Origin of the sequence: Lentzea alba (assembly GCF_011067745.1) — a bacterium.
Lineage (GTDB): Bacteria > Actinomycetota > Actinomycetes > Mycobacteriales > Pseudonocardiaceae > Lentzea > Lentzea alba.
In genome coordinates this window covers 280,335-301,508 of the sequence record NZ_JAAMPJ010000012.1, presented here as the reverse complement: position 1 = coordinate 301,508, position 21,174 = coordinate 280,335, and the positions used below count along the sequence as shown (strand labels likewise).

Sequence of the window (21,174 nt, the reverse complement as noted above, 5' to 3'; positions counted from 1 at the left end):
GTCTTGTTTGACAGTTCGTTGACGTTCCGCCGTCACGCCTCCCGTGTCCGGGCTCTCCGTGGTTGCCTGCACTTTGCCGCCGCATTTCTCGGACAGGGAGGCAAGGCATGAACAAGCTCCTTCCCGCGATGCTGGTGCTGGCCGCGGCGGTGATCGCCCCCACCCAGACCGCCCAGGCCACCGAGACCGCGGCGATCACCGCGCCGGTGATGGGCTGGAACAGCTGGAACCGGTTCGGCTGCAACATCAACGAGAGCCTCATCCGCGCCACCGCCGACGCGATCGTCGCCAACGACCTCGACGACCTCGGCTACCGGTACGTCAACATCGACGACTGCTGGATGGCGTCCACAAGAGACGGTCAGGGGCGCCTGCAACCGCACCCGACCCGGTTCCCGGCGGGGATCAAGGCGCTCGCTGACTACGTGCACGCACGCGGGCTCAAGCTCGGCATCTACTCCTCCGCCGGCACGCGCACCTGTCAGGGCTATCCGGCGAGCCTCGACCACGAAACCGTTGACGCGCAGACGTTCGCGGCGTGGGGCGTCGACCTGCTGAAGTACGACAACTGCAACAACGAGGGCCGTCCGACCGTCGAGCGCTACAAGAAGATGGGCGACGCGCTCAAGGCCACCGGACGGCCGATCGTCTACAGCATCTGCAACTGGGGCGAGGACTCGCCCTGGGTGTTCGGGCCGCAGGTGGGCGGCGACTACTGGCGCACCACCGGTGACATCTCCGACAACTGGAACAGCGCGATGAGCCTGCTCGACCAGCAGGCCGGGCGGGAACCGTTCGCGCGCAAAGGCGCCTACAACGATCCCGACATGCTCGAGGTCGGCAACGGCGGCATGACCACCACCGAGTACGTCTCGCACTTCAGCCTCTGGTCGCTGCTGTCGTCGCCGCTCCTGCTCGGCAACGACCTGCGGTCGATGAACAGCACCACCCTGGGCATCATCCGCAACAAGGACGTGATCGACGTCAACCAGGACTGGGGCGGTTCGCAGGGCCGCAGGATCCGGGACGACGGCACCGGTGAGATCTGGGCCAAGCCCATGTCCGACGGCTCGGTCGCGGTGGTCCTGTTCAACCGCGGCTCGGCGGCCGCGACGATCAGCACGTCCGCCGCGGAGCTGGGGCTGGCGGGCTCCTCGTCGTACGGGCTGCGCAACCTGTGGACCGGCGGCACTTCCAGCAGCACCGGCGCCATCTCGGCCTCCGTCGCCGCGCACGGCGTGGTCATGTACCGGGTCTCCAGGACGGGCACCCTCGCCGCCGGACCGGCCGCGGGCACGCACCAGGCCGGCGACATGACCTGGCAGGCGTCCTCCAACGGCTGGGGTCCCGCCGAGCGCAACAGGTCCAACGGCGAGCAGGCGGCCGGGGACGGGCGCACGCTGACCATCAACGGAACCACCTACAGCCAGGGCATCGGCGTCCACGCGGACTCGGCGGTGCACCTCTACCTCGGGCGGGCGTGCGGTCGCTTCACCGCGCAGGTCGGGGTCGACGACGAGGTGACCAACGGTTCGGCGTCGGTCAGGTTCCTGGTCTACGGGGACGGGACGCTGCTGGCCGACAGCGGGGTGAAGACCGCCAGTCAGGGACCGTCCACCCTCACCGTGCCGACCACCGGCCACGCCACGCTGGAGCTGAGGGTCACCGACGCGCGCAACGGCATTTCCTACGATCACGCCGACTGGGGAGCGCCCACGCTGACCTGCGGTTGACCGAACCACCGGAAAATCATCGAATTCGATTCGAACAATGTCGCCGGCGACAAACCGGCAACCGTTCGGAGTGCTGACACCACCCCCATTTGTCGTTAACGTTCAGCGCGCCGGTCGCGACCAGACCGCGTTCCGGCGCCGGAACTGATGAGCGCGGGGGTACCGGGCACATGGCGACGTCGGGCAGTGAAGAGTTCGGGCTGCGACTGCGCCGCCTGCGTGAGGAGGCGGGCCTCACCCAGGTCCAGCTGGCGGCCCGCCTCGGCTACCACCACACCTACGTTTCGAAGATCGAGAGCGGCGCCCGCGAGCCGCGCATCGCGTTCGCCAGCAGTGCGGACGACGTGCTGGCGGCCGGTGGCACCCTGCTCGCCCTGGCCACGAAGGTCCGCGCGCGACTCCGCGCGAACCTCTGCGTCCCGATCGGCACCGCCGCGATTCCGTTGCCCCGCGCACCCCGTGGCGACGGTCCGCCGCGGACGTCCCAGGCCCGGCAGGTCCAGCTGCCCGCGTTCGGCATCACCTGCCCCTCGCACGGCTCGTCCGGCTGCGCGGCACCGGTGCCCGCCGGGATCGCGGACGTGCCCGGCATCGGCAGTCGCACCGTGGGAACCGAGACGCTGCACGGTTTCGCGGCGCTGCTCACGACCTACGTCGAGGCCGACATCAGCGCGTCCGACGGCGACCTCGCGCTTCCCGTCGAACAGGCGTTGCGCACGATCATGGCCGTGGTCCCGAAGGCACGCGGTGACCACGCGGACGGTCTGCTGCAGCTGGCCGCGCGCTACGCCGACCTGGCCGGATGGCTGCGGGTGAAGCGAGGCCAGCACGGCATCGCCATGACGTGGCTGCAGCACAGCGTGGAGTGGGCACTCGCCTCCGACGGCCTGCCGACCGCCTGCGAGGCACTGAGCAGCATGAGCGTGATCGCACTGATCGAGGGCGACGCCCCGACCGCGCTCGAGTACGCCAGGGCGGCCGCGTCGGTGGACCGGAGCCGGCGGTGGACCACCGTGCTGGCGAAGCTCGACCAGGCCCGCGCGCACGCGCTGCTCGGCGACCACCGCACGTTCACCACCCTGTCGCACGCCGCGCGGCGCGGCGCCGAGCGGCTCGGTGAGCGGGACCGGACCGAGGCACCGTGGCTGACCGGCGCGGAGGGCGAGACCTTCATCGCCTCGCACCTGGCCGGTGGCCTGCGTGATCTGGCGGAGGTCACCGGACGGCCGGAGATCGCCGACCGCGCGGTGGCGTTCGCGGAGACCTCACTGCTCCACGTGCCCTCCCGGATGCACGGCAGCAAACTGCTGCTGACCCTGCGCCTCGCCGACAGCGAGGCGTGCCGCGGCGACCTCGACGCCGCCGTCAACGTCGCCCGGCCGGTCATGCCGGCGGTGACCGCGGCGTTCAACACCCAGCTGAGCCACGAGCTCGGGAGACTGCGTCTCCGGCTCGGCATCCGGTTCGACGAGCTCTTTGACAGTCTTTGACACTTCCACTTTCCCCGAGCCGGACCGACCGCCGAGAATTTATCTTTTCACCTGTCGGCGCCGGTGTCGGGTAATTCGACGGGATCATTCGTCTGAAGCAATTTCCGTGTGCGCGCGGCCTGTTCCGGGGTCGCCACCGAGCGGATGGGGTTTCCATGATCGCAAGACTCCGCGCACTGGCCGCCACCGCTGTTCTCGGACTCGGCCTGCTCGTCGTCGGCCCACCCTCGGCCACGGCGGCCGCGACCGCCACGGTGGACGGCGCGCGCACGCATCAGCAGATCGACGGGTTCGGGTTCTCCGAAGCCTTCGGGCGTGCGCAGATCATGCACGGTTCCCAGGGCCTGTCCGCGGCGAAGCAGCGCGAGATAGTCGACCTGCTCCTGTCGCGTTCCGCGGGCGCCGGCCTGTCCATCCTGCGGCTGCACATCGGATCGACGACGGGCTCGTCCATCCAGCCGGCGAACCCCGGCGGACCGAACGCGACGCCGCGCTACGTCTGGGACCGCGACGACGAGAGCCAGGTCTGGCTGGCCCAGCAGGCCAAGGCGTACGGGGTGAACCGCTTCTACGCCAACGCGTGGAGCGCGCCCGGTTACATGAAGACCAACGGCGACGAGGCGCACGGCGGCAGCCTGTGCGGGTTGTCCGGAGCCTCCTGCGCGAGCGGCGACTGGCGGCGCGCGTACGCGAACTACCTGGTGCAGTACGCCAAGTTCTACGCCCAGGAAGGCATCACCATCAACGACATCGGGTTCACCAACGAACCCGACTACACCACCGACTACTCCTCGATGCGGTTCACCCCGGCGCAGGCCGTGGAGTTCGCCAAGGTGCTCGGCCCGATCGCGGCGACCGCAGGGCTGAAGGTCGCCTGCTGCGACTCGTTCGGCTGGAACCAGCAGAAGACGTACTCCAGCGCGATCGAGGCGGACGCGACCGCGCGCGGCATCGTGGCGACGCACACCGGCCACACCTACGCGAGCCAGATCACGGGCCCGCTGCCGACGTCGAAGCGCACCTGGATGTCGGAGTGGAACCCGAGCGGCACCACCTGGAACGAGGCCTGGGACGACGGCGGCGGCTACGACGGCCTCACCATCGCCAAGGCCGTGCACACCGCGCTCACCACGGGCAACGTCAACGCCTACGTGTACTGGTACGGCGCCTCGACCGGCGCCACTCGCGGTCTGATCCAGATGAACGGTGACGGCTACCGGGTGTCCAAGCGGCTGTGGGCGCTCGCGGGCTACAGCCGGTTCATCCGCCCGAACGCCACCAGGATCGGCACGACGGCCTCGGACGGCAACCTGATGCTCTCCGCCTTCCGCAACACCGACGGCACCCTCACCGTCGTGGCGCTCAACAACGGCTCCAGCGCCAACTCCGTCACCTACGCGCTGAGGAACACCGGCATCACCACTGGAACCGCGACGCCGTACCTGACCAACACGACCGGCAACATGGCGGCGCAGGCCACCGCGCGCATCAGCGGTGGCGCGTTCACCGCCACCGTGCCGGCGCGCTCGCTCGTCACCTACCGGATCACACAGTCCACTTGAGACCAGTCCACAGTGGTCGCACGATCTGTTCGACCATCGATTCGAACGTCGAACGGACAAAGCCACCGCGCTGTCGCGAACGACGCATCGACCGGGCACTCGCCGCCGACGAAACCCCCGTCGCACGAGGAGAGGTTCACATGGTGAACAGCAGAGTCGCGAGCACAACCGCCGCGGTCACCGCCGCACTCGTGGGGGCGGTGGTCACCGCGACACCACCGGCGGCGGCCGCGGCCACGCTCACGGTGGCAGCCGACGGCACCGCCCAGTACCGCACCGTCCAGGCCGCGATCAACGCGGCACCGGCCAACAGCTCCGCCCGCACACTGATCACGATCAAGGCGGGCACCTACCGCGAGGTCGTGCGCGTGCCTGCCAACAAGCCCGCGATCACCTTGCAGGGACTGGGTTCCACGCCGGCGCAGACCGTCCTCGTGTTCAACAACAGCGCCACCAGCCACGGCACGTTCAACAGCGCCAGCATGTTCGTCGACGGCCGTGACTTCGGCGCCACCAACCTCACCATCTCCAACGACTACGTCGAGAAGCCCGGCTCCGAGGGGAACCAGGCGGTCGCGCTGCACCTCAACGCCGACCGCGCCGTGTTCCGCAACGTCCGGCTGCTCGGCGACCAGGACACGTTCCTGGTGAACGAGAAGACCCGCGCCTACATGGCCGACTCCTACGTCGAAGGCACCGTCGACTTCATCTTCGGCGGCGGCACCATGGTCTTCGAACGCACCACGGTGCACGAGAAGCGCACGACCGGCGGTCCGATCACCGCCGCCAGCACCCCGGCCACCAGGAAGTACGGCCTGCTCTTCTACCGCTGCACCGTCACCGCCACGACGAACAACACGACCCAGCTGGGCCGGCCGTGGCGCCCCGCGGGCCAGGTCCTCTTCCGCGAGTCCACCCTGACCGCGGCGATCAGGACCGCCCAGCCCTGGATCGACATGAGCACCAACTCGTGGAAGAACGCCCGGTTCTCCGAGTACAACAACACCGGTCCCGGCGCCACGAAGAACTCCAACCGGCCCCAGTTGCCGGAGTCCCAGGCCGCCGACCACACCCCGCAGAAGTACCTGGCCGGCAACGACGGCTGGAACCCTCGCTGAGCCTGCCTGACCGGTGACGCCCGTGGTCGCCGTGGCGAACCCGCCACGGCGACCAGAGCTGGTCCAGAACCCTCAGGCGGAGGTGCGGACCAGGGAGAGGGCGTCTGCGTGGAGGAAGCCGTTGCCGCTTGCCGTCCGGATGGTGACGGTGGCGGCACCGGCGGCCAGCGGGATGTTCGCGAGCTCACGCCGCGTCCAGCCGCTCGACGCCGGGATGGTCAGTGTGCGCGTGCCACCGGCCGCGTCGGTGACGATCACCTGCGCCGCGCTGAGCGATCCGGAGGTCTTGGCGGACAACGCCAGCTTGTACGTGCCGGCCGGCACGGTGACCCGTTGCCGCACCCCGCCCGCGTAGGACGAGGACGCGCCGATCTGCAGGCCGAAGCGGCTGCCGTTCGCGCCACCGTTCACGTTGGTCACGATGCTGCTCGGGCCGGAGTGAAACTGCGGCCGGGCACCGGTCCTGGTCACGGGCATCCACTGGTTGTAGCCGATGCCGTTCCAGGCGAAGTCCGACCAGCGGTCACCCGCGAAGATCACGGTGTTCTGCTTGGTGCCTTTGACCGTCACGAAGAACCCGGTACGTTCTGGAACGACTGGAAAGCACTTTCCAGACTGGGTGGCCCAGTCTCGCGAGAGCGTCGGGACGTGTCAATCACGAACGGACACGGCGGTCGAACCGTTCGACAGCAGGCATTGGATCACTGCGAGCCCACTTGACAGTTCTTGCCAGTTTCGAGCAGTTCGACGCAAATTCGACTGTGCACGTTCACAGCATTCGACATTCCATCTCTTGCAACAATCTCTCAATTGCGGTTCTATCAATGCAGAACGTGCATCGAATCCTGTGCACGTGCACAAGATCCGAGTTCTCTTTCGTCGTCCCTGCCGAGGAAGAGGTAAGCCCATGACCGGAATCTCCCGCCGCAGCCTGATGATCGGCGCGGCCGCCGGAGCAGGTGCCCTCGCGCTGGGCAGCGCTTCGCAGGCGTCCGCGGCGACGTTCGTCAAGGGCGCGGACATCAGCTGGATGCCGCAGATGGAGGCCAACGGCTATTACTGGCTCAACAAGTCCGGTGTGCGGCAGGACCTGTTCACGATTCTCAAGAGCTACGGCATCACCGCGATCAGTCTGCGCACGTGGGTCAACCCGTCCAACAGTCCCACCGACGGGCATTGCAGCATCCAGGAAACCGTGAGGATGGCCCAGCGTTGCCGGGATGCGGGGATGCAGGTGTTGCTGGGCTTCCACTTCGGTGACACGTGGAACTCCGTCGGCGTGCAGAAGCCGCCCAGGGCATGGGCGAACATGAGCTATGCGCAGATGCGTGACGCCCTGCGCAGGTACGTCGACGATTCGTTGCAGCTGCTCAAGGCCGGTGGTGTGACGCCGGGCTGGGTGAAGATCGGCAACGAGCAGAACAGCGGTATCTGCTCCCCTGTCGGCAGTGTCAGCAAACCGTCCCAGATGACCGGTCTGCTCAACGGCGCCTACGACGTGTCCAAACAGGTCTTCCCGGCCACGCCGGTCATGGTGCACCTGGCCCAGCCGCAGAAGATGGACAGCATCCAGCGGTTCTTCAACGCCTACCGCGGCAACGGCGGCAAGTGGGACATCACCGGGCTGTCGTCCTACGCCCAGGGCGGCAACGTCCAGCCGATCATCGGCAACATGCGGACGATCCAGTCCACCTACGGCAAGCCGATCATGCACGTCGAGTACGGCGGGCCGCGCGGCAAGGCGAACACGGTGCGCGACGGGCTGCGGCAGTTCATCAGCGGTACCAAGGGTTTCGGCGGCCTGGGCACCTTTTTCTGGGAGCCGGCGGGCTATCCGCCGTTCACCGGCTACGACATGACCGCCTGGGACAGCAACCGGCGTCCGACCGCGGCCATGGACGGTTTCCTCAACGTGTGACAGGAGAATCCGTGTCTCTCAAGCGTCTCGCACTCCTCACCTCTGCTTTGAGCGCGGCCGTGCTGGTCCCGGTGCCCTCGGCGGCCGCGTTGCCGCCGCAGTGCTCCGGCTCGGCGCCGATCAAGTGCAGCTTCAACGTCGCTCCCGGCAACTACGACGTCACGGTGGAGTTCGGCAGCACCACCAAGGCAGCCAACACCTCCATGTCGGTGGAAGCCCGCAGGCAGGTCATCAACGCCGTCTCCACCACCTCGGGCCAGGTCGTCCGGATGAAGGCGACGGTCAACGTCCGCAACCCGGAGGGGCAACCCACCGGCCAGGGCGGCACCGGCACGCCGGGCCTGCAGATCACGTTCGCCGGCAACGCTCCCGCGATCGGCACGCTGACCGTCACCCCGGCCAAGGCCCCGCTGGCGGTCTACCTCGCCGGTGACTCGACCGTCTGCGACCAGCCGGTCGCGCCGTACACCGGCTGGGGCCAGTACCTGCCGGCGCGGGTCCGCGACGGTGCCGTGGTCGCGAACTACGGCGACTCCGGTGAGAGCTCCGGCAGCTTCCTGTCCAACCGCGCGTTGTTCCCGACGATGAAACCGCTGATCAAGAGCAAGGACCTGGTGTTCATCCAGCTCGGGCACAACGACAAGCAGACCAGCGCGACCACCTTCCGCGACAACCTCACCCGGCTGGTCAACGGCGTCCGGGAACGCGGCGGTGTCCCGGTGCTGATGACCCCGCCGGTGCGCAGGCAGTTCAACGGCAACCGCCTCACCAGCACGGCGTTGCACGTCAACGGCGTCGGCGCCGACCTGCCCGCGGTGATCAGGGCACTGGGCCGCAGCGCGGGCGTGCCGGTGATCGACCTGACCGCGAAGAGCAAGGCCCTCGTGGAGTCGATGGGGCCGTCGGCCTCCCAGGCGCTGTACCTGACTCGCGAAACGGGCGACAACACCCACTTCTCCGCGCAAGGCGGCGCGGAGATGGCTGGACTCGTCGTGCAAGGCGTGCGTGAGCTGAACCTGCCGTTGGCCGGCCACCTGCGCTGAGCGCCCCCAGCCGCTGGCCCTGGCGTGGCGGCGCCAGGGCCAGTCTCCACTCTCGAGAGTTCACCTGAAGGACCCGCGATGCCACGACTACCTGGTGTTGCCCTGCTCGTGTGTGCGCTGCTCACCGTCCCGCTCACCGCGTCGGCCGCTCCGGTGACGGTGACCAACGGGACCCAGTTCACCGACACGTCCGGCAAGGTCGTGCACGCCCACGGCGGCGGCATGATCAAGGTCGATGCGTACTACTACTGGTTCGGCGAGAACCGCAATCCCGACAACACCTTCAAGGCGGTGTCGGTCTACCGCTCGACGGACCTGAAGACGTGGGAGTTCCGCAACAACGTCCTCACGAACTCGTCCGCAGCCGAGCTCCGCGTGGCGAACATCGAACGACCGAAGGTCATCTACAACAGCACCACCCGCCAGTTCGTCATGTGGATGCACAAGGAGAACGGCCGGGACTACAGCGAGGCCCGAGCCGCCGTCGCCACCTCGTCCACTGTGGACGGCAACTACACCTGGCGCGGCAGCTTCCGCCCGTTCGGTCAGCACATGTCCCGCGACATCACGTTGTTCAAGGACGACGACGGGACCGCCTACATGGCCTCCGCCGCGCGCGAGAACGCCGACCTCCACCTGTACCGGCTCAACGCCGACTACACGCAGGTCAGCACGCTGGTGCGGGTGCTGTGGCGAGGCGTTTCCCGTGAATCCCCCGCCTTCTTCAAACGAAACGGCGTCTACTTCCTGGTCACCTCCGGGGCGACCTACTGGAACCCCAACCAGCAGAAGTACGCGACCGCGACCAGCATGACCGGCACGTGGAGCGGGCTCGCGAACGTGGGTGACTCCACCGGCTACCGCAGCCAGACCGCGTTCGTGGTGCCCGTGCAGGGATCGGAGACCACCTCGTACATCTATCTCGGCGATCGCTGGGCGGGCGCGTGGAACCGCCCGGTCAACGAGTCGCAGTACGTGTGGCTGCCGCTGACGTTCCCCACGTCCCGCACCGTCACCATGAGGTGGCACCAGCGGATCAGCATCGACACCGCCACCGGCGTCGTGAACGGTCTCTGAGCGGGGCCTCCGCGTCCAGTACGGCGCCACGATTGTTAACGCTAATTTGGCCACATCCGACCGCTCTGTGCTGTTCCAGAGCAGGCCAGTGAAGATTTGGCCATTGCCATGCGCGCGGGCGTAGCCACATAGTGTTAGCGCTCACCATCCGGTGCCTCCCACTGTCGCAAGGAGCCGGTTCATGCGTTCACCCCTGCTGATCGCTGTCACGACCGCCTTGGCCGTCGTGACCAGCGCCGTCGCCACCCAGCCGGTCGCGTCGGCCGCGGGCCCCGCGCCGCACTACCTGATGACCGCGTTCACCAACAGCAGCGAGTCGAACATGTACGTCTACGACTCGCCGAACGCGACCAGCTTCACCCAGGTCAGGGCCAACGCCTACACGCCTCCGTCGGGCCTGATCCGCGACCCCAGCGTCATCAGGCACACCGACGGCTACTACTACATCGTCTACACGACGAACTGGACAGGCGACACGATCGGTTTCGCCCGCAGCGCGGACTACGTGAACTGGACTTTCCTGCGCAACATCCGAGTCGGCCTCAACGGCGCCACCGGCAGCACGTGGGCGCCGGAGTGGTTCAAGGACTCCGACGGCAGCGTGCACGTGATCTTCTCCGCGTCCACGGCCGGGACGGCGGGACAGTTCCGCCCATACCGGATCACCGCGACGAACGGGGACCTGTCGGCGTGGACCAGCCCGGTCGCGCTCGGCATCCCGGCCAACTACATCGACAGCTTCGTGGTCAAGACCGGCACGACCTACCACAACTTCCTCAAGAACGAGACCACCAAGTACATCGAGCACGCCACCGCCACGTCGCTGAACGGACCGTGGACGTTCGTCGGCACCGGCAACTGGGCGGGCTGGGGCTCCGGCCTCGAGGGACCGGCGCTCGTGCGGCTGCCCGATGGCCGGTGGCGGATCTACTTCGACCAGTACGGCCAGAAGCGCTACTTCTACGCCGACAGCACGAACCTGAGCACCTTCGGCGCCAAGACCGAACTGGCCGGCCTGTCCGGCACCGCCCGGCACTTCACCGTGCTGCGGGAGGATTCCGGTGACAGCACCGCGGTGCCGACGGGCAGCCGGTCGTTGCGCTCGGTCAACTACCCCGACCGCTACCTCCGGCATCGCGACAACCTGGCCTACGTCGAGCCGGTGAGCTCCTCGAGCAGCGCCTCGGCCCGGCAGGACGCGACCTTCACCGTCGTGGCCGGTCTGGCGAACTCCGCCTGCTACTCGTTCCGCTCGGTGAACTTCCCCAACCGCTACCTGCGCCACTACGACTTCCGCGTCCGGCTGGACACCAACACCGGTGACGCGGTGTTCGCCCGCGACGCCACGTTCTGCGGCCGCGCCGGTCTCGCGGGCGGTGGCAGCACGTCGTTCGAGTCCTACTCCCACCCCGGACGCTACCTGCGCCACTACGGCTTCGAAGTGCGCGTCGACTGGCGCACGTCCGACACGGCGTTCGCCAATGACGCCTCGTTCACCGTGTCCGCGCCGCTGGCCTGACCGACCGGCGAGTTCGAGAATCGAGGAATCTCGTGGCCGCACTGAGGAAAGCCGCTCTCGCACTGCTGACGATCATGTCCGTCACCGTCGTGGCGGCACCACACGCGTCGGCCTATCCCGCGCCGGGCCGGGTGACCGGCGACTTCGGCGTGCACGACCCGAGCGCAGTCAGGCGGCCCGACGGCAGCTACCTGATCGCGCACACCGGCCGGGACATCGTGCTCCGGACCTCCACCGACCGGGTCGCGTTCCGCACCGCGGGTTCGGTGTTCCCCGGCGGCGCGTCGTGGACCACCCCCTACACCAACGGCGGCCGCGACCTCTGGGCACCGGATCTGTCCTATCACGACGGCAGATACCTGTTGTACTACTCGGCCTCGACCTTCGAGTCGAACAAGTCGGCGATCTTCCTGGCGACCAGTCCCAGCGGCAACCCCGGCACCTGGACCCATCGCGGCCTGGTCGTCGAGTCCCGCGCCTCGGACAACTTCAACGCCATCGACCCGGACCTCGTCGTGGACGACCGGGGCGGCTGGTGGCTGAGCTTCGGCTCGTTCTGGTCCGGCATCAAGATGATCGCGCTCAACCCCGCCACGGGCCTGCGGTCCGACTCCGTCCTGCGCTCGATCGCCGGCCGCAACGGCGGTCCGATCGAGGCGCCGAACATCGTCAAACGCGGTTCCTACTACTACCTCTTCGTCTCGTTCGACTTCTGCTGCCGGGGTGCCGCCAGCACGTACCGCGTGATGGTCGGCCGTTCGACGAACGTCACCGGCCCGTACGTCGCCCGCGACGGCACCGCCATGACGTCCGGTGGCGGGACGGAGATCCTGGCCGGCCAGGGCAGCGTCCACGGACCAGGGCACCAGGACGTCCTCGCGGACGGCAACGGCGACGTCCTCCTCTACCACTACTACACCGACAACGGCACGCCACGGCTCGGCATCAACCAGCTGAGCTACGACGCCGCGGGCTGGCCGGTCCTGCGCTGAGGACCGGATGAGACCCCTGATGACCCGCCGCCGCAACACCCACGACTGCGCATCGCGCGGAACGGAAGAGATCAGCCAGTGGAAAAACCGATCCACAGTGGACACGGCCGCCGCGGGCGAGCTCTGCTCGCCCTGTCCACACTCATCGGCGCCGCTCTGGTGAGCGGCGCGCAGCCGGCGAGTGCGGCCAATCCGATCATCCCCGACCGCTTCGTCGCGGATCCCTCCGCGCACGTGTTCAACGGACGGGTGCACCTCTACGTCACCGACGACCAGAAGAACAGCGGCACCTACTGGGACTCGAACTCGTGGCGGTCCTACTCCTCGTCGAACCTGGTGGACTGGACCGACCACGGTGACATCTTCTCGGTCGCGGGCTTCTCGTGGGCCAGCCAGTACGCCTGGGCTCCCGGCGCGACGGAGCGGAACGGCCGCTTCTACCTCTACCTGCCCGTGGACCGCACCAAGATCGGGGTGGCCGTCTCGTCGTCACCGCAGGGTCCCTTCACCGACGCCAGGGGCAGCGCCCTGATCGACAAGGCCCGCGACACCAACGTCGGCGACGAGCCCATCGATCCGATGATCTTCACCGACACCGACGGCTCGTCCTACATGTACTTCGGCACGCGCAAGCCCAAGGTGATCCGGCTGGGCGCGGACATGGTGTCCACCACCGGGCCGATCATCGACCTGAGTGTGACCGGCTCCACCCAGTACGGCGAGGCGCCGCACCTGCACAAGATCGGCAGCACCTACTACTTCTCGTACTCGACCGGCTGGCCGGGACAGATCCACTACGCCACCGGCTCGTCCCCGCTGGGCCCGTTCACCTACCGGGGCGTGATCCTCGACTACGTCAACGTCAGCACGAACCACCACTCGATCTTCGAGTACCAGGGACAGTCGTACATCGCGTATCACAAGAACGCTCGCGCCGGCGGCGGCGGGTACAAGAGGTCTGTCGTGATGGATCGCCTGCACTACAACGCGGACGGCACGATCCGCACGGTGACTCAGACGTCCGGCGGCGTGGGACCGTTCGCCACGTTCACCGCGCAGCACAGCGATCTGCGGCTCGACACCTCGGGATCCGCGGTCCAGCAGTCGACTCCGTCGGCCGCGCAGTCCCAGCACTGGCAGCTCCGCGCCAGGGCGGGCGACCGCGTCGAGGTGATCAACCGCGCCTCCGGCTCGTGTCTGGAGGTGCCAGGCACCGCGGATGGCGCGAGTGTCACCCAGTCGACGTGCACCGGCAGCACCAGTCAACAGTGGACAGTGCGCAGCGCCGACGCGACGACCGTGTCACTCGTCAACAGCGCCAGCGGCAAATGCCTCGACGTGCCCTCGTCCAGCAGGACGAGCGGAACTCGCCTCATCCAGTGGACCTGCAACGGTGGCGCGAACCAGCGTTGGCGCCGCACGGCGGTCCAATAGGGAGTGAGCACGACGAAGAAGTCGTTCGCGACCGCCACCGCGAACGCCTGAGAAGTGGAACGGCGACTGGGTGCGCCGTTCCACGCCAACCCATCGTCCCCCTGCAAGGAGTAGAAGTGTCCATGCAACGACGTACGTTCCTCAGGTTGAGCACGGTCGCCGCCGCGGCCGTGGGTGGCGCGACCCTGCTCGGCACCGGCCAGGCCCTGGCCACCGGCCCATTGGGCACGGCCCCGGCCAAGCCGTTCGCGGTCGGTGTGCGCCGGTACAACTGGACGCGCGGCAACCGGCCGTGCACCACCTACGTCTACTACCCCGCCACCGGCACCGCGGGCGGCAACCCGATGACGGACGCCCCGGTCGCGGCAGGCGTCTTCCCCGTCTACAACTTCACCCACGGCTGGGGAAGCAGCCCGCAGAACTCCCTGTTCATCATCAAAGCCCTGGCCGCGGCGGGCTTCGTCGTCCCCGCGCCGCACTTCAACCACAACTTCGGCGACGTCAACAACGGCAACACGTCCAAGGACGTCTCACAGGTCCTCACCAACACGCTCGCCCTCAACGGCAGCGGACCGCTGGCGGGGCACATCAACACCGGTATCGGCGTCGGCGTCTCCGGTCACTCCCTCGGCGGCATGGTCACCCACGGCCTGCTGACCTCCTGGGCCGACAAGCGGATCATCTCCGCCAACCCGCAGTCCTGCGTCGACATGGGCAACCCGTCGAGCTCCGTCAACGCCAAGGTCCTGTTCGTCCACGGCGACAAGGACTCCACCACGAGCTACTCCTCCGCCCGGCAGGCCTACAACGAGATGAGGTGGCCCAAGGCCTTCCTCACCTTCGTCGGCGGCAGCCACACCAGCTTCTGGAGCGACCAGCGCTTCCCGAAGACGGTCGTCGACTGGGCTCGCTGGACCATGTACGGCGACACCGCCGCACGCGACCGCCTCCCGGCCGACGCGTCCGGCTCGAGGACCAGGTGGGAAGCCCAGCTGGGCAGCTAGTCCTGATGATCGCGGAGCCCGTGCCCTCGAAAGGGCACGGGCTTCGCGTTCAGTAGGTGACGCGGAAGGTCGCGTCCTGCTTGTCCACAGTGGAGGAAGAGCTGCTGATGGGGTCGATGCGCAGCACCGAGCTGTAGTGCCGCAGGTAGCGCTCCGGGTAGTTGAACGAGCGGAACGACGTCCAGCTCGCGTCGGCGAACCCCGGCACCTGCCGGAAGGTCGCGTCCGCGCGGAACGTGGAGGAGCCGTCGTTGGCCGCGAGCCGCACGGCGAAGTCGCTGTGCCGCAGGTAGGAACCCGGGAAGTTCACCGACTCGAAGGAGACGCCGGACGAGTCCGCCAGTCCCGGCACCAGCTTCCACAACTGGTCCTGGTACGGGTCGAACGGATAGGCGTCGATCCGGCCGACGTTGCTCGCGTGCCGCACGTACCGGTCGGGGAAGTTGTAGGACTTGACGCGCCGCCACGCCGGCGTGCCCCACCTGGCGGTGAGACCGGACATCTCGGCCGCCGTGATCGGCGTGATGCCGAGGTGTTTGGAGTTCAGGGGCTGCGTGTAGTCGCGGTCGCCCAGCTGTGTCCAGTTGCCCCCGGCCAGATCGGTGATCTGCCAGCAGAAGAACCTGCCGTTGGGGCTCCACGTGTCGCCCCACATGTACCAGCGGTTCTGCGTCAGCGACTTGACGATCTGCGGCGCCTCGACGCCGCGTCCCGGTGAGATGCCGGTCTTGTAGGCGGTGAAGCTGCCGGGGTTGAGCGAGGTCGAGCGCGTACCGACGAGGGTGCTGTTCGTGTTGTTCTTGACGTAGAGGTAGTTGACCCCGTTGACGGTCACCATGTTGCCGTCGATGGTGGCGTGGCCTGGATCGTAGAAGACCTGGGCCGCACCGACGTTCACGAAGTCGGTGGTGTAGTTCACCATGATCACGTCGTGCCCGCCGGACACGGCGGAGTAGATGATCGCGTACTGGTTGCGCGACGGGTCCCAGAAGGCCTCCGGAGCCCAGCTGTGCGTGGCCATCGAGTGCAGCTTCACCCTGCGGTAGCCGGTGAACGTCCGCAGGTCCACCGAGTCCCAGACGTGCACGTACTGGTTCTGCTGCGACCAGTCCGTGCCCTTGAGATCGGTCGCGATCACCACGAACCTGCCGTTCTGCAGGCGCATGATGAACGGGTCGCGCAGGCCGCCGGTGCCCGCGGTCGGGGTGACGACCGGGTTGTTCTGGTTCAGCGGCATCCAGTCGAGGCCGTCGGAGCTGACGGCGAGATGCAACCCGTAGTTGGCCGCCGCCATCGTCGGCGACTCCGTGAAGTAGGCCATGACGTAACCCGAGTACGTGGCCTGGGCTTGAGCGAACCTGGTGCCGAGCGCACCGGCGACCGCGGCTCCCGCCGCACCTGCGAGCAGTCTTCGTCGACCGAACATCGCCAACCCATCTCGTCGGCCGAGCAACCGGAAAACCTGCCCAAAGCTTGATGTTAGCGTTAACATTTCAGCCAGCGGCAGTGCGGTGTTCCCATGCTCGGAGTGAGTGGTCGTTTCTGCGTACCGGGTCGCAGTATGGTTCAGAGACGCCACACTCTTCAAGGTTTGACACTTCGGATTCGACGATCACAATTGCGCGAGGCTCGTGTTAGCGCTCACTTCACCGCGTCGACGACGCGGCCACACCTGGCGAGCCAGGTGCCGACGTGCAGCCACTCGCGGCCCTGGCGGTGGGTGACGAGCACCGTCGGCCGCAGGCAGCGCAAGCAGGGCTGCGGTGGCGAGTCGATGGTCATCGGCGTGTTCTCCGGGATGGTCTCGTGAGGATGGACTGCGGGGTGGACGGTCCGACCGCAGAGGCGCGCTGCGGCGAGCAGACCGTCCACCCCGCCTTGCCCGGTGCGTACCGGTGTCTGTCGGGGGAGGCGACACCGGGTTCGGGAACGACCGGGCACGCTGAGAGCGGCTGAGGGCACTCGAGCCGCCCCGAGCGAGATCAGGCGGCGGGAGCGACGACGCTGTGGTCGGGCAGCATCAGACCGCCGTCGTCGAACAACACGATCCCGTTGCACAGCAGGTACCAGCCCTGCTCGGGGTGGGAGACGACGATCTCGGCCCGTTGGCCACGCGGGTCGGCCGCGACAGGGCACTGTGGCTCGTGCTGGCACATGGCTGACACTCCTGGCGGGACCCGGCGGCCGGTATGTCACCGGTCTGTGTGTTCCGGGCCACATGTAGAAAGGGTGCTGGGCACGCGCCGCGGATACATCGGGAGAAGTACGTAGATGGCTACGGACATCCGTACGGGGCCGTGTTGGCCAAACCGTTGTCTGTTCTCCCCTGCGCGTCGGGTGACATCGCACTACGGTGCGTTGGTATGAGCACGGTCGTCCGGAGGAGACCGTCGGGATTGCCTCTGGAGCTGAGCAGCTTCGTCGGCCGCAGGCACGAGGTCGGCGAGGTCAGGCGCCTGCTGTCGGCGTCACGCATCGTGACGCTCACCGGACCGGGCGGAGTCGGCAAGACGCGCCTCGCCCTGGAGGTGGGCAGCGCCGTGCACCGGGCCTTCCCGGACGGGGTGGTGCTGGTCGAGCTGGACCAGTTGCGCGACGCGGCGCTCGTGGCGAACGCCGTGGCGCTGGCGGTCGGCATGCGCGAGGCGGGCCGGACGTCGGTGGAGATGCTGACCTCCTACCTGGAGTCCCGCCGGCTGCTGCTGGTGCTGGACAACTCCGAGCACCTGGTCGACGCGGTCGCCGGGCTGTCCCGCACCTTGCTGCGGCACTGCCACGAGATGCGGATCCTGGCCACGAGCAGGGAATCGCTGGGCATCGCGGGCGAGGTCGTCATGCCCGTGCCACCGCTCACCCTCCCGGACCCGGAGCGGCCGGTCACCGAGCAGGAGCTCAGCAGATCCGAGGCGGTGACGCTGTTCGTGGAGCGGGCGACGTCCGTGCGGCGCGACTTCACCGTGAACGCCGCCAACGGGGACGCGGTGGCCGAGATCTGCCAGCGGCTGGACGGCCTCCCGCTGGCGATCGAGCTGGCGGCGGCACGGGTGCGCGCACTGTCCGAGAAGGACATCCTCTCCAGGCTGCTGAACCAGTCCCAGCTGCTCACCACCCGGTTGCGCCACCTCCCCGCCCGGCAGCAGACGCTGCGGGCGTGCATCGAGTGGAGCCACGGCCTGTGCTCGGACCAGGAGAAGCTGCTGTGGGCGCGGCTGTCGGTGTTCGCGGGCGGGTTCGAGCTTGAGGCCGCGGAGGCGGTGTGCTCCGGTGACGGGCTCGCCGCCGAGGACGTGCTGGGCACCGTGACGTCGTTGCTGGACAAGTCGATCCTGGTCGGAGAACAGCACGGCGACGCGATGCGCTACCGGATGCTGGAGACCATCCGCGAGTTCGGCATCGAGCAGCTGGAGCGCACCGGCGAGCACGCCAGGCTGCTCCGCGCGCACCGCGACTTCCACCTCGGATTGGTCGAGCAGGCGAACGAGGACTGGGTGAGCTCCCGGCAGGTGTTCTGGTTCGCCCGCCTGGACCGGGAACACGCCAACATCCAGGCGGACGTGGACTACTGCCTCAAGCAGCCGGGAGAGCTGGACGCCGCGTTCCGGATGCTGTCCGGGCTGTTCCACTTCTACTGGTGGGGCCGCGGGTGGGCCAGGGAGGGCCGCCTGTGGCTGGCACGGGCGCTCGACCAGCCGGGTCCGCCGTCCATCCTCCGCGCCGAAGCCCTGCTCACCGACGCCAGCCTGGCGTCCGCGGACGGAGAGTTCGACATCAGCCTGGAGCGGCTGGCAGAGGCCAGGGTCATCGAAGAGGGCGTGAACGACCCGGCCACCACTGCCTTCGCCTGCTGGGTCGAAGGCAACATCGACCTGTACAGCGGTCGTCTCCCGACCGCGATCGCGATCTTCGAGCGGGGCATCGCGGCGCTGCCGCCAGGCGTCAACGTGCCGCGTCGCCTCGACCTGATGGTGAGCTACTCGAGCGCGGTGGGACTCGTCGGCGACGTGGCCCGCGCCACCGCCTGCCACGAGGAGTGGTTGCGGATCACCGAACCGGCCGGCGAGTGTTTCCACCGGTCCTACGCGCTCTGGAGCATGGGGCTGTTCGCGATGGCCAAGGGCGAGCTGGACCGGGCCGCCGAGCTGCAACGGGAGAGCATCCGGCTGCGCCGCGACATCCGCGACCTCACCGGAATCGGGTGGTCGGTGGAGTCGTTGTCGTGGATCGAGTCCGCGCTGGGGCACGCCGCGGTGGCGGCCACGTTGCTCGGCGCGGCGGATCGGATCTGGGAGATCATGGGCCGTCCGCTGCGCACCTACCAGCACATGTACCCGTACCACGAGGGAACCGAGCGTGCTGCTCGGGAGCGCCTCGGCACGAAGGGGTTCGAGGGGGCGTTCGGACGTGGCCAGGCGATGAACGTCGACGAAGCCGTCGCGTTCGCCCTGAACGAGCAGCCACCGGCCGTGGCACAGGCCGAGTCGCCGAGCGTGCTGACCCGGCGTGAGCGGGAGATCGCGGACCTCATCGCCGAGGGCCTGACCAGCCGGCAGATCGCGGACCGGCTGGTGATCTCGGTGCGCACCGCGGAAACCCACACCGAGCACATCCTGGCCAAGCTCGGGTTCCAGTCCAGGGTTCAGGTCGCGACCTGGGTGTCCCAGCAGCGGGCGTCGGGCTGACGCGCGGTGGAGGCCGTCGATCGAGACGCCGGGATCGACCTGGCCGAACTGCTGGCCGCGTTCTCGCTGGCCACCGACCTCGGGCTGGGTCAGCCGATGGAGCACGTGCTCCGGTCGTGGCGGATCGCGGAACGGCTCGCCGAGCGCATGGACCTGCCGGAGGATCAGCGGCGGTCGCTGTTCTACGTCTCGATGCTCGCCTGGGTCGGTTGCATCGCGGACTCCCCCGAGGTGGCGGCGTCGTTCGGCGATGACATCGCCTTCCGCGCGGACAGCTACGAGGTCGATCTCGCCGGGCTCGCGGGGTTCGGTTTCTTCTTCCGCCGTGCCGGCCGCGGCGGGCCGATGTGGCACCGGTTCCGGGTCGCGACGACGATGCTGACGACCGGCGGCCAGAACGTCATGCAGGGCATGCAGTCGCACTGCGTCACGACGTCGACGCTGGCGGAGCGGCTCGGGCTCGGCCCGGACGTCGTGACGGCGTTGCGGCAGTTCTTCACCCGTTGGGACGGGCGAGGGGTGCCGCACGGAGTCGGTGGCACGGACATCGCGCCGACCATTCGCCTGCTGCACCTGGCCGACGTCGTCGAGGTCCGGCACCGGACCGGCGGCATCGAGGGGGCGCTCGACGTCGCGAGAGCGCGGCGCGGCCGTCAGTTCGCGCCGGACGTGGTCGACGCGTCTCTCGCGCACGCGCCCGAGGTGCTGTCCGACACCGGCAGCGGGATCGACCCACGGCTGCGCCGCCCTCTGACTGAGGGCGAGCTGGACACGGCGTTGGAAGCTTTGGCCGACTTCACCGACCTGCGCTGCGCCTCGCGGGCCGGGCATTCCCGCGGTGTCGCGGAGCTCGCCGGCGCGGCGGCCCGGTCGATGGGACTCCCCGCCGGCGACGTCGTCGCCACCCGGCGCGCGGGCCTGCTGCACGACATCGGGCTGCACGGGGTACCGGTGACGGTCCTGGACCAGCCGGGGCCGCTGTCGGCCACCGACTGGGAGCGCGTGCGGCTCAGTTCGTACTACACCGAGCGCGTCCTCGCTCGGCCGGCGGCGTTGGCGAGGCTGGGCGCGATCGCCGCGACGGCCCACGAGCGCATGGACGGCAGCGGCTACCACCGCGGCCTCTCCGGCGCGGCGGTGCCGATGACCGGGCGCCTGCTGGCCGCGCGGCGTGCACGTACCGGGCGATGCTCGAACCGAGGGCGCACCGACCGGCGTTGACGGACAAGCAGGCCGTCAGCGCGATGCGGGACGCGATCCGGTCCGGCGCACTCGACGGTGACGCGGCCGAGGCCGTCCTGTCCGCCGCGGGCAACGGCACCCGGCGGCGGGTGTCCGGTCCGGCCGGGCTCACCCCGCGCGAGGTCGAGGTGCTGATCCTGATCTCGCGCGGCGCGCAGACCGGCGAGGTCGCCGACCAACTGGGGATATCCCGCAAGACGGCGGGCACGCACATCGAGCGGATCTACACCAAGACCGGGGCGTCGTCACGCTCGACCGCGACGTTGTTCGCGCTGCGCAACGGCCTGCTCGACCCGCTCGATCTGTAGGGAGAACGCCCGACGACACGGGACCTTCCGGCTCCTAACGTCCTGTTCCCGACGA

Annotated in this window: 18 protein-coding genes; 14 read left to right on the top strand and 4 right to left on the bottom strand. The window is 68.5% G+C overall.

Annotation, left to right across the window (positions count from 1 at the left end; all coding sequences use genetic code 11):
* Positions 1 to 107 precede the first annotated feature (107 nt).
* From G7043_RS36240 to G7043_RS36225, 4 genes are all read left to right on the top strand, one after another.
* A complete protein-coding gene (locus G7043_RS36240; RefSeq protein ID WP_166053176.1) occupies positions 108 to 1,733 on the top strand; it encodes an NPCBM/NEW2 domain-containing protein in 1,626 nt (541 codons plus the stop codon).
* A 170-nt stretch (positions 1,734 to 1,903) separates the two neighbouring features.
* A complete protein-coding gene (locus G7043_RS36235; RefSeq protein WP_166053175.1) occupies positions 1,904 to 3,223 on the top strand; it encodes a helix-turn-helix domain-containing protein in 1,320 nt (439 codons plus the stop codon).
* 155 nt (positions 3,224 to 3,378) lie between these two features.
* Positions 3,379 to 4,785, top strand: a complete 1,407-nt coding sequence (locus G7043_RS36230) for a glycoside hydrolase family 30 protein (protein ID WP_166053174.1) — start codon at positions 3,379 to 3,381, stop codon at positions 4,783 to 4,785.
* 140 nt (positions 4,786 to 4,925) lie between these two features.
* Complete coding sequence (locus G7043_RS36225) at positions 4,926 to 5,903, top strand: pectinesterase family protein (protein ID WP_166053173.1); 978 nt, start codon at positions 4,926 to 4,928, stop codon at positions 5,901 to 5,903.
* A 72-nt stretch (positions 5,904 to 5,975) separates the two neighbouring features.
* Here the strand turns inward: G7043_RS36225 and G7043_RS36220 are convergent, their stop codons facing one another.
* Complete coding sequence (locus G7043_RS36220; RefSeq protein ID WP_207312185.1) at positions 5,976 to 6,473, bottom strand: hypothetical protein; 498 nt, start codon at positions 6,471 to 6,473, stop codon at positions 5,976 to 5,978.
* Between the two features lie 337 nt (positions 6,474 to 6,810).
* Here G7043_RS36220 and G7043_RS36215 point away from each other — a divergent pair, with 337 nt between their 5' ends.
* From G7043_RS36215 to G7043_RS36185, 7 genes are all read left to right on the top strand, one after another.
* A complete protein-coding gene (locus G7043_RS36215) occupies positions 6,811 to 7,821 on the top strand; it encodes a glycosyl hydrolase 53 family protein (protein ID WP_166053172.1) in 1,011 nt (336 codons plus the stop codon).
* An 11-nt stretch (positions 7,822 to 7,832) separates the two neighbouring features.
* Positions 7,833 to 8,864, top strand: a complete 1,032-nt coding sequence (locus G7043_RS36210) for a rhamnogalacturonan acetylesterase (RefSeq protein ID WP_166053171.1) — start codon at positions 7,833 to 7,835, stop codon at positions 8,862 to 8,864.
* Positions 8,865 to 8,942: 78 nt separating this feature from the next.
* Complete coding sequence (locus G7043_RS36205; protein ID WP_166053170.1) at positions 8,943 to 9,941, top strand: family 43 glycosylhydrolase; 999 nt, start codon at positions 8,943 to 8,945, stop codon at positions 9,939 to 9,941.
* Between the two features lie 181 nt (positions 9,942 to 10,122).
* Positions 10,123 to 11,460, top strand: a complete 1,338-nt coding sequence (locus tag G7043_RS36200) for a glycoside hydrolase family 43 protein (RefSeq protein ID WP_166053169.1) — start codon at positions 10,123 to 10,125, stop codon at positions 11,458 to 11,460.
* Positions 11,461 to 11,534: 74 nt separating this feature from the next.
* A complete protein-coding gene (locus G7043_RS36195; protein ID WP_166053258.1) occupies positions 11,535 to 12,452 on the top strand; it encodes an arabinan endo-1,5-alpha-L-arabinosidase in 918 nt (305 codons plus the stop codon).
* A 78-nt stretch (positions 12,453 to 12,530) separates the two neighbouring features.
* Positions 12,531 to 13,886: a family 43 glycosylhydrolase gene (locus G7043_RS36190; protein WP_166053168.1), complete on the top strand. Its 1,356-nt coding sequence runs from the start codon at positions 12,531 to 12,533 to the stop codon at positions 13,884 to 13,886.
* A gap of 122 nt (positions 13,887 to 14,008) precedes the next feature.
* On the top strand, positions 14,009 to 14,890 hold the full coding sequence (locus tag G7043_RS36185; protein ID WP_207312184.1) for an alpha/beta hydrolase family protein: 882 nt from the start codon (positions 14,009 to 14,011) through the stop codon (positions 14,888 to 14,890).
* 49 nt (positions 14,891 to 14,939) lie between these two features.
* Here G7043_RS36185 and G7043_RS36180 read toward each other — a convergent pair whose 3' ends face one another.
* From G7043_RS36180 to G7043_RS36170, 3 genes are all read right to left on the bottom strand, one after another.
* Positions 14,940 to 16,316, bottom strand: coding sequence for a glycoside hydrolase family 43 protein (locus G7043_RS36180; protein WP_166053166.1), 1,377 nt, complete (start codon positions 16,314 to 16,316; stop codon positions 14,940 to 14,942).
* 215 nt (positions 16,317 to 16,531) lie between these two features.
* On the bottom strand, positions 16,532 to 16,672 hold the full coding sequence (locus G7043_RS36175) for a hypothetical protein (protein ID WP_166053165.1): 141 nt from the start codon (positions 16,670 to 16,672) through the stop codon (positions 16,532 to 16,534).
* Between the two features lie 200 nt (positions 16,673 to 16,872).
* A complete protein-coding gene (locus G7043_RS36170) occupies positions 16,873 to 17,046 on the bottom strand; it encodes a DUF5999 family protein (RefSeq protein WP_166053164.1) in 174 nt (57 codons plus the stop codon).
* A 207-nt stretch (positions 17,047 to 17,253) separates the two neighbouring features.
* Between G7043_RS36170 and G7043_RS36165 the strand changes: the two genes are divergently transcribed.
* The 3 genes from G7043_RS36165 to G7043_RS48805 are packed head-to-tail and all read left to right on the top strand — an operon-like array spanning position 17,254 to position 21,119.
* Positions 17,254 to 19,569, top strand: coding sequence for an ATP-binding protein (locus G7043_RS36165; RefSeq protein ID WP_166053163.1), 2,316 nt, complete (start codon positions 17,254 to 17,256; stop codon positions 19,567 to 19,569).
* A gap of 6 nt (positions 19,570 to 19,575) precedes the next feature.
* Complete coding sequence (locus tag G7043_RS48810) at positions 19,576 to 20,790, top strand: HD-GYP domain-containing protein (protein WP_313888239.1); 1,215 nt, start codon at positions 19,576 to 19,578, stop codon at positions 20,788 to 20,790.
* Entirely contained in the window at positions 20,787 to 21,119 is a 333-nt protein-coding gene (locus G7043_RS48805) for a helix-turn-helix domain-containing protein (RefSeq protein ID WP_242643044.1), read from the top strand. The genes G7043_RS48810 and G7043_RS48805 overlap by 4 nt, the downstream gene beginning before the upstream one ends.
* Positions 21,120 to 21,174: the final 55 nt, after the last annotated feature.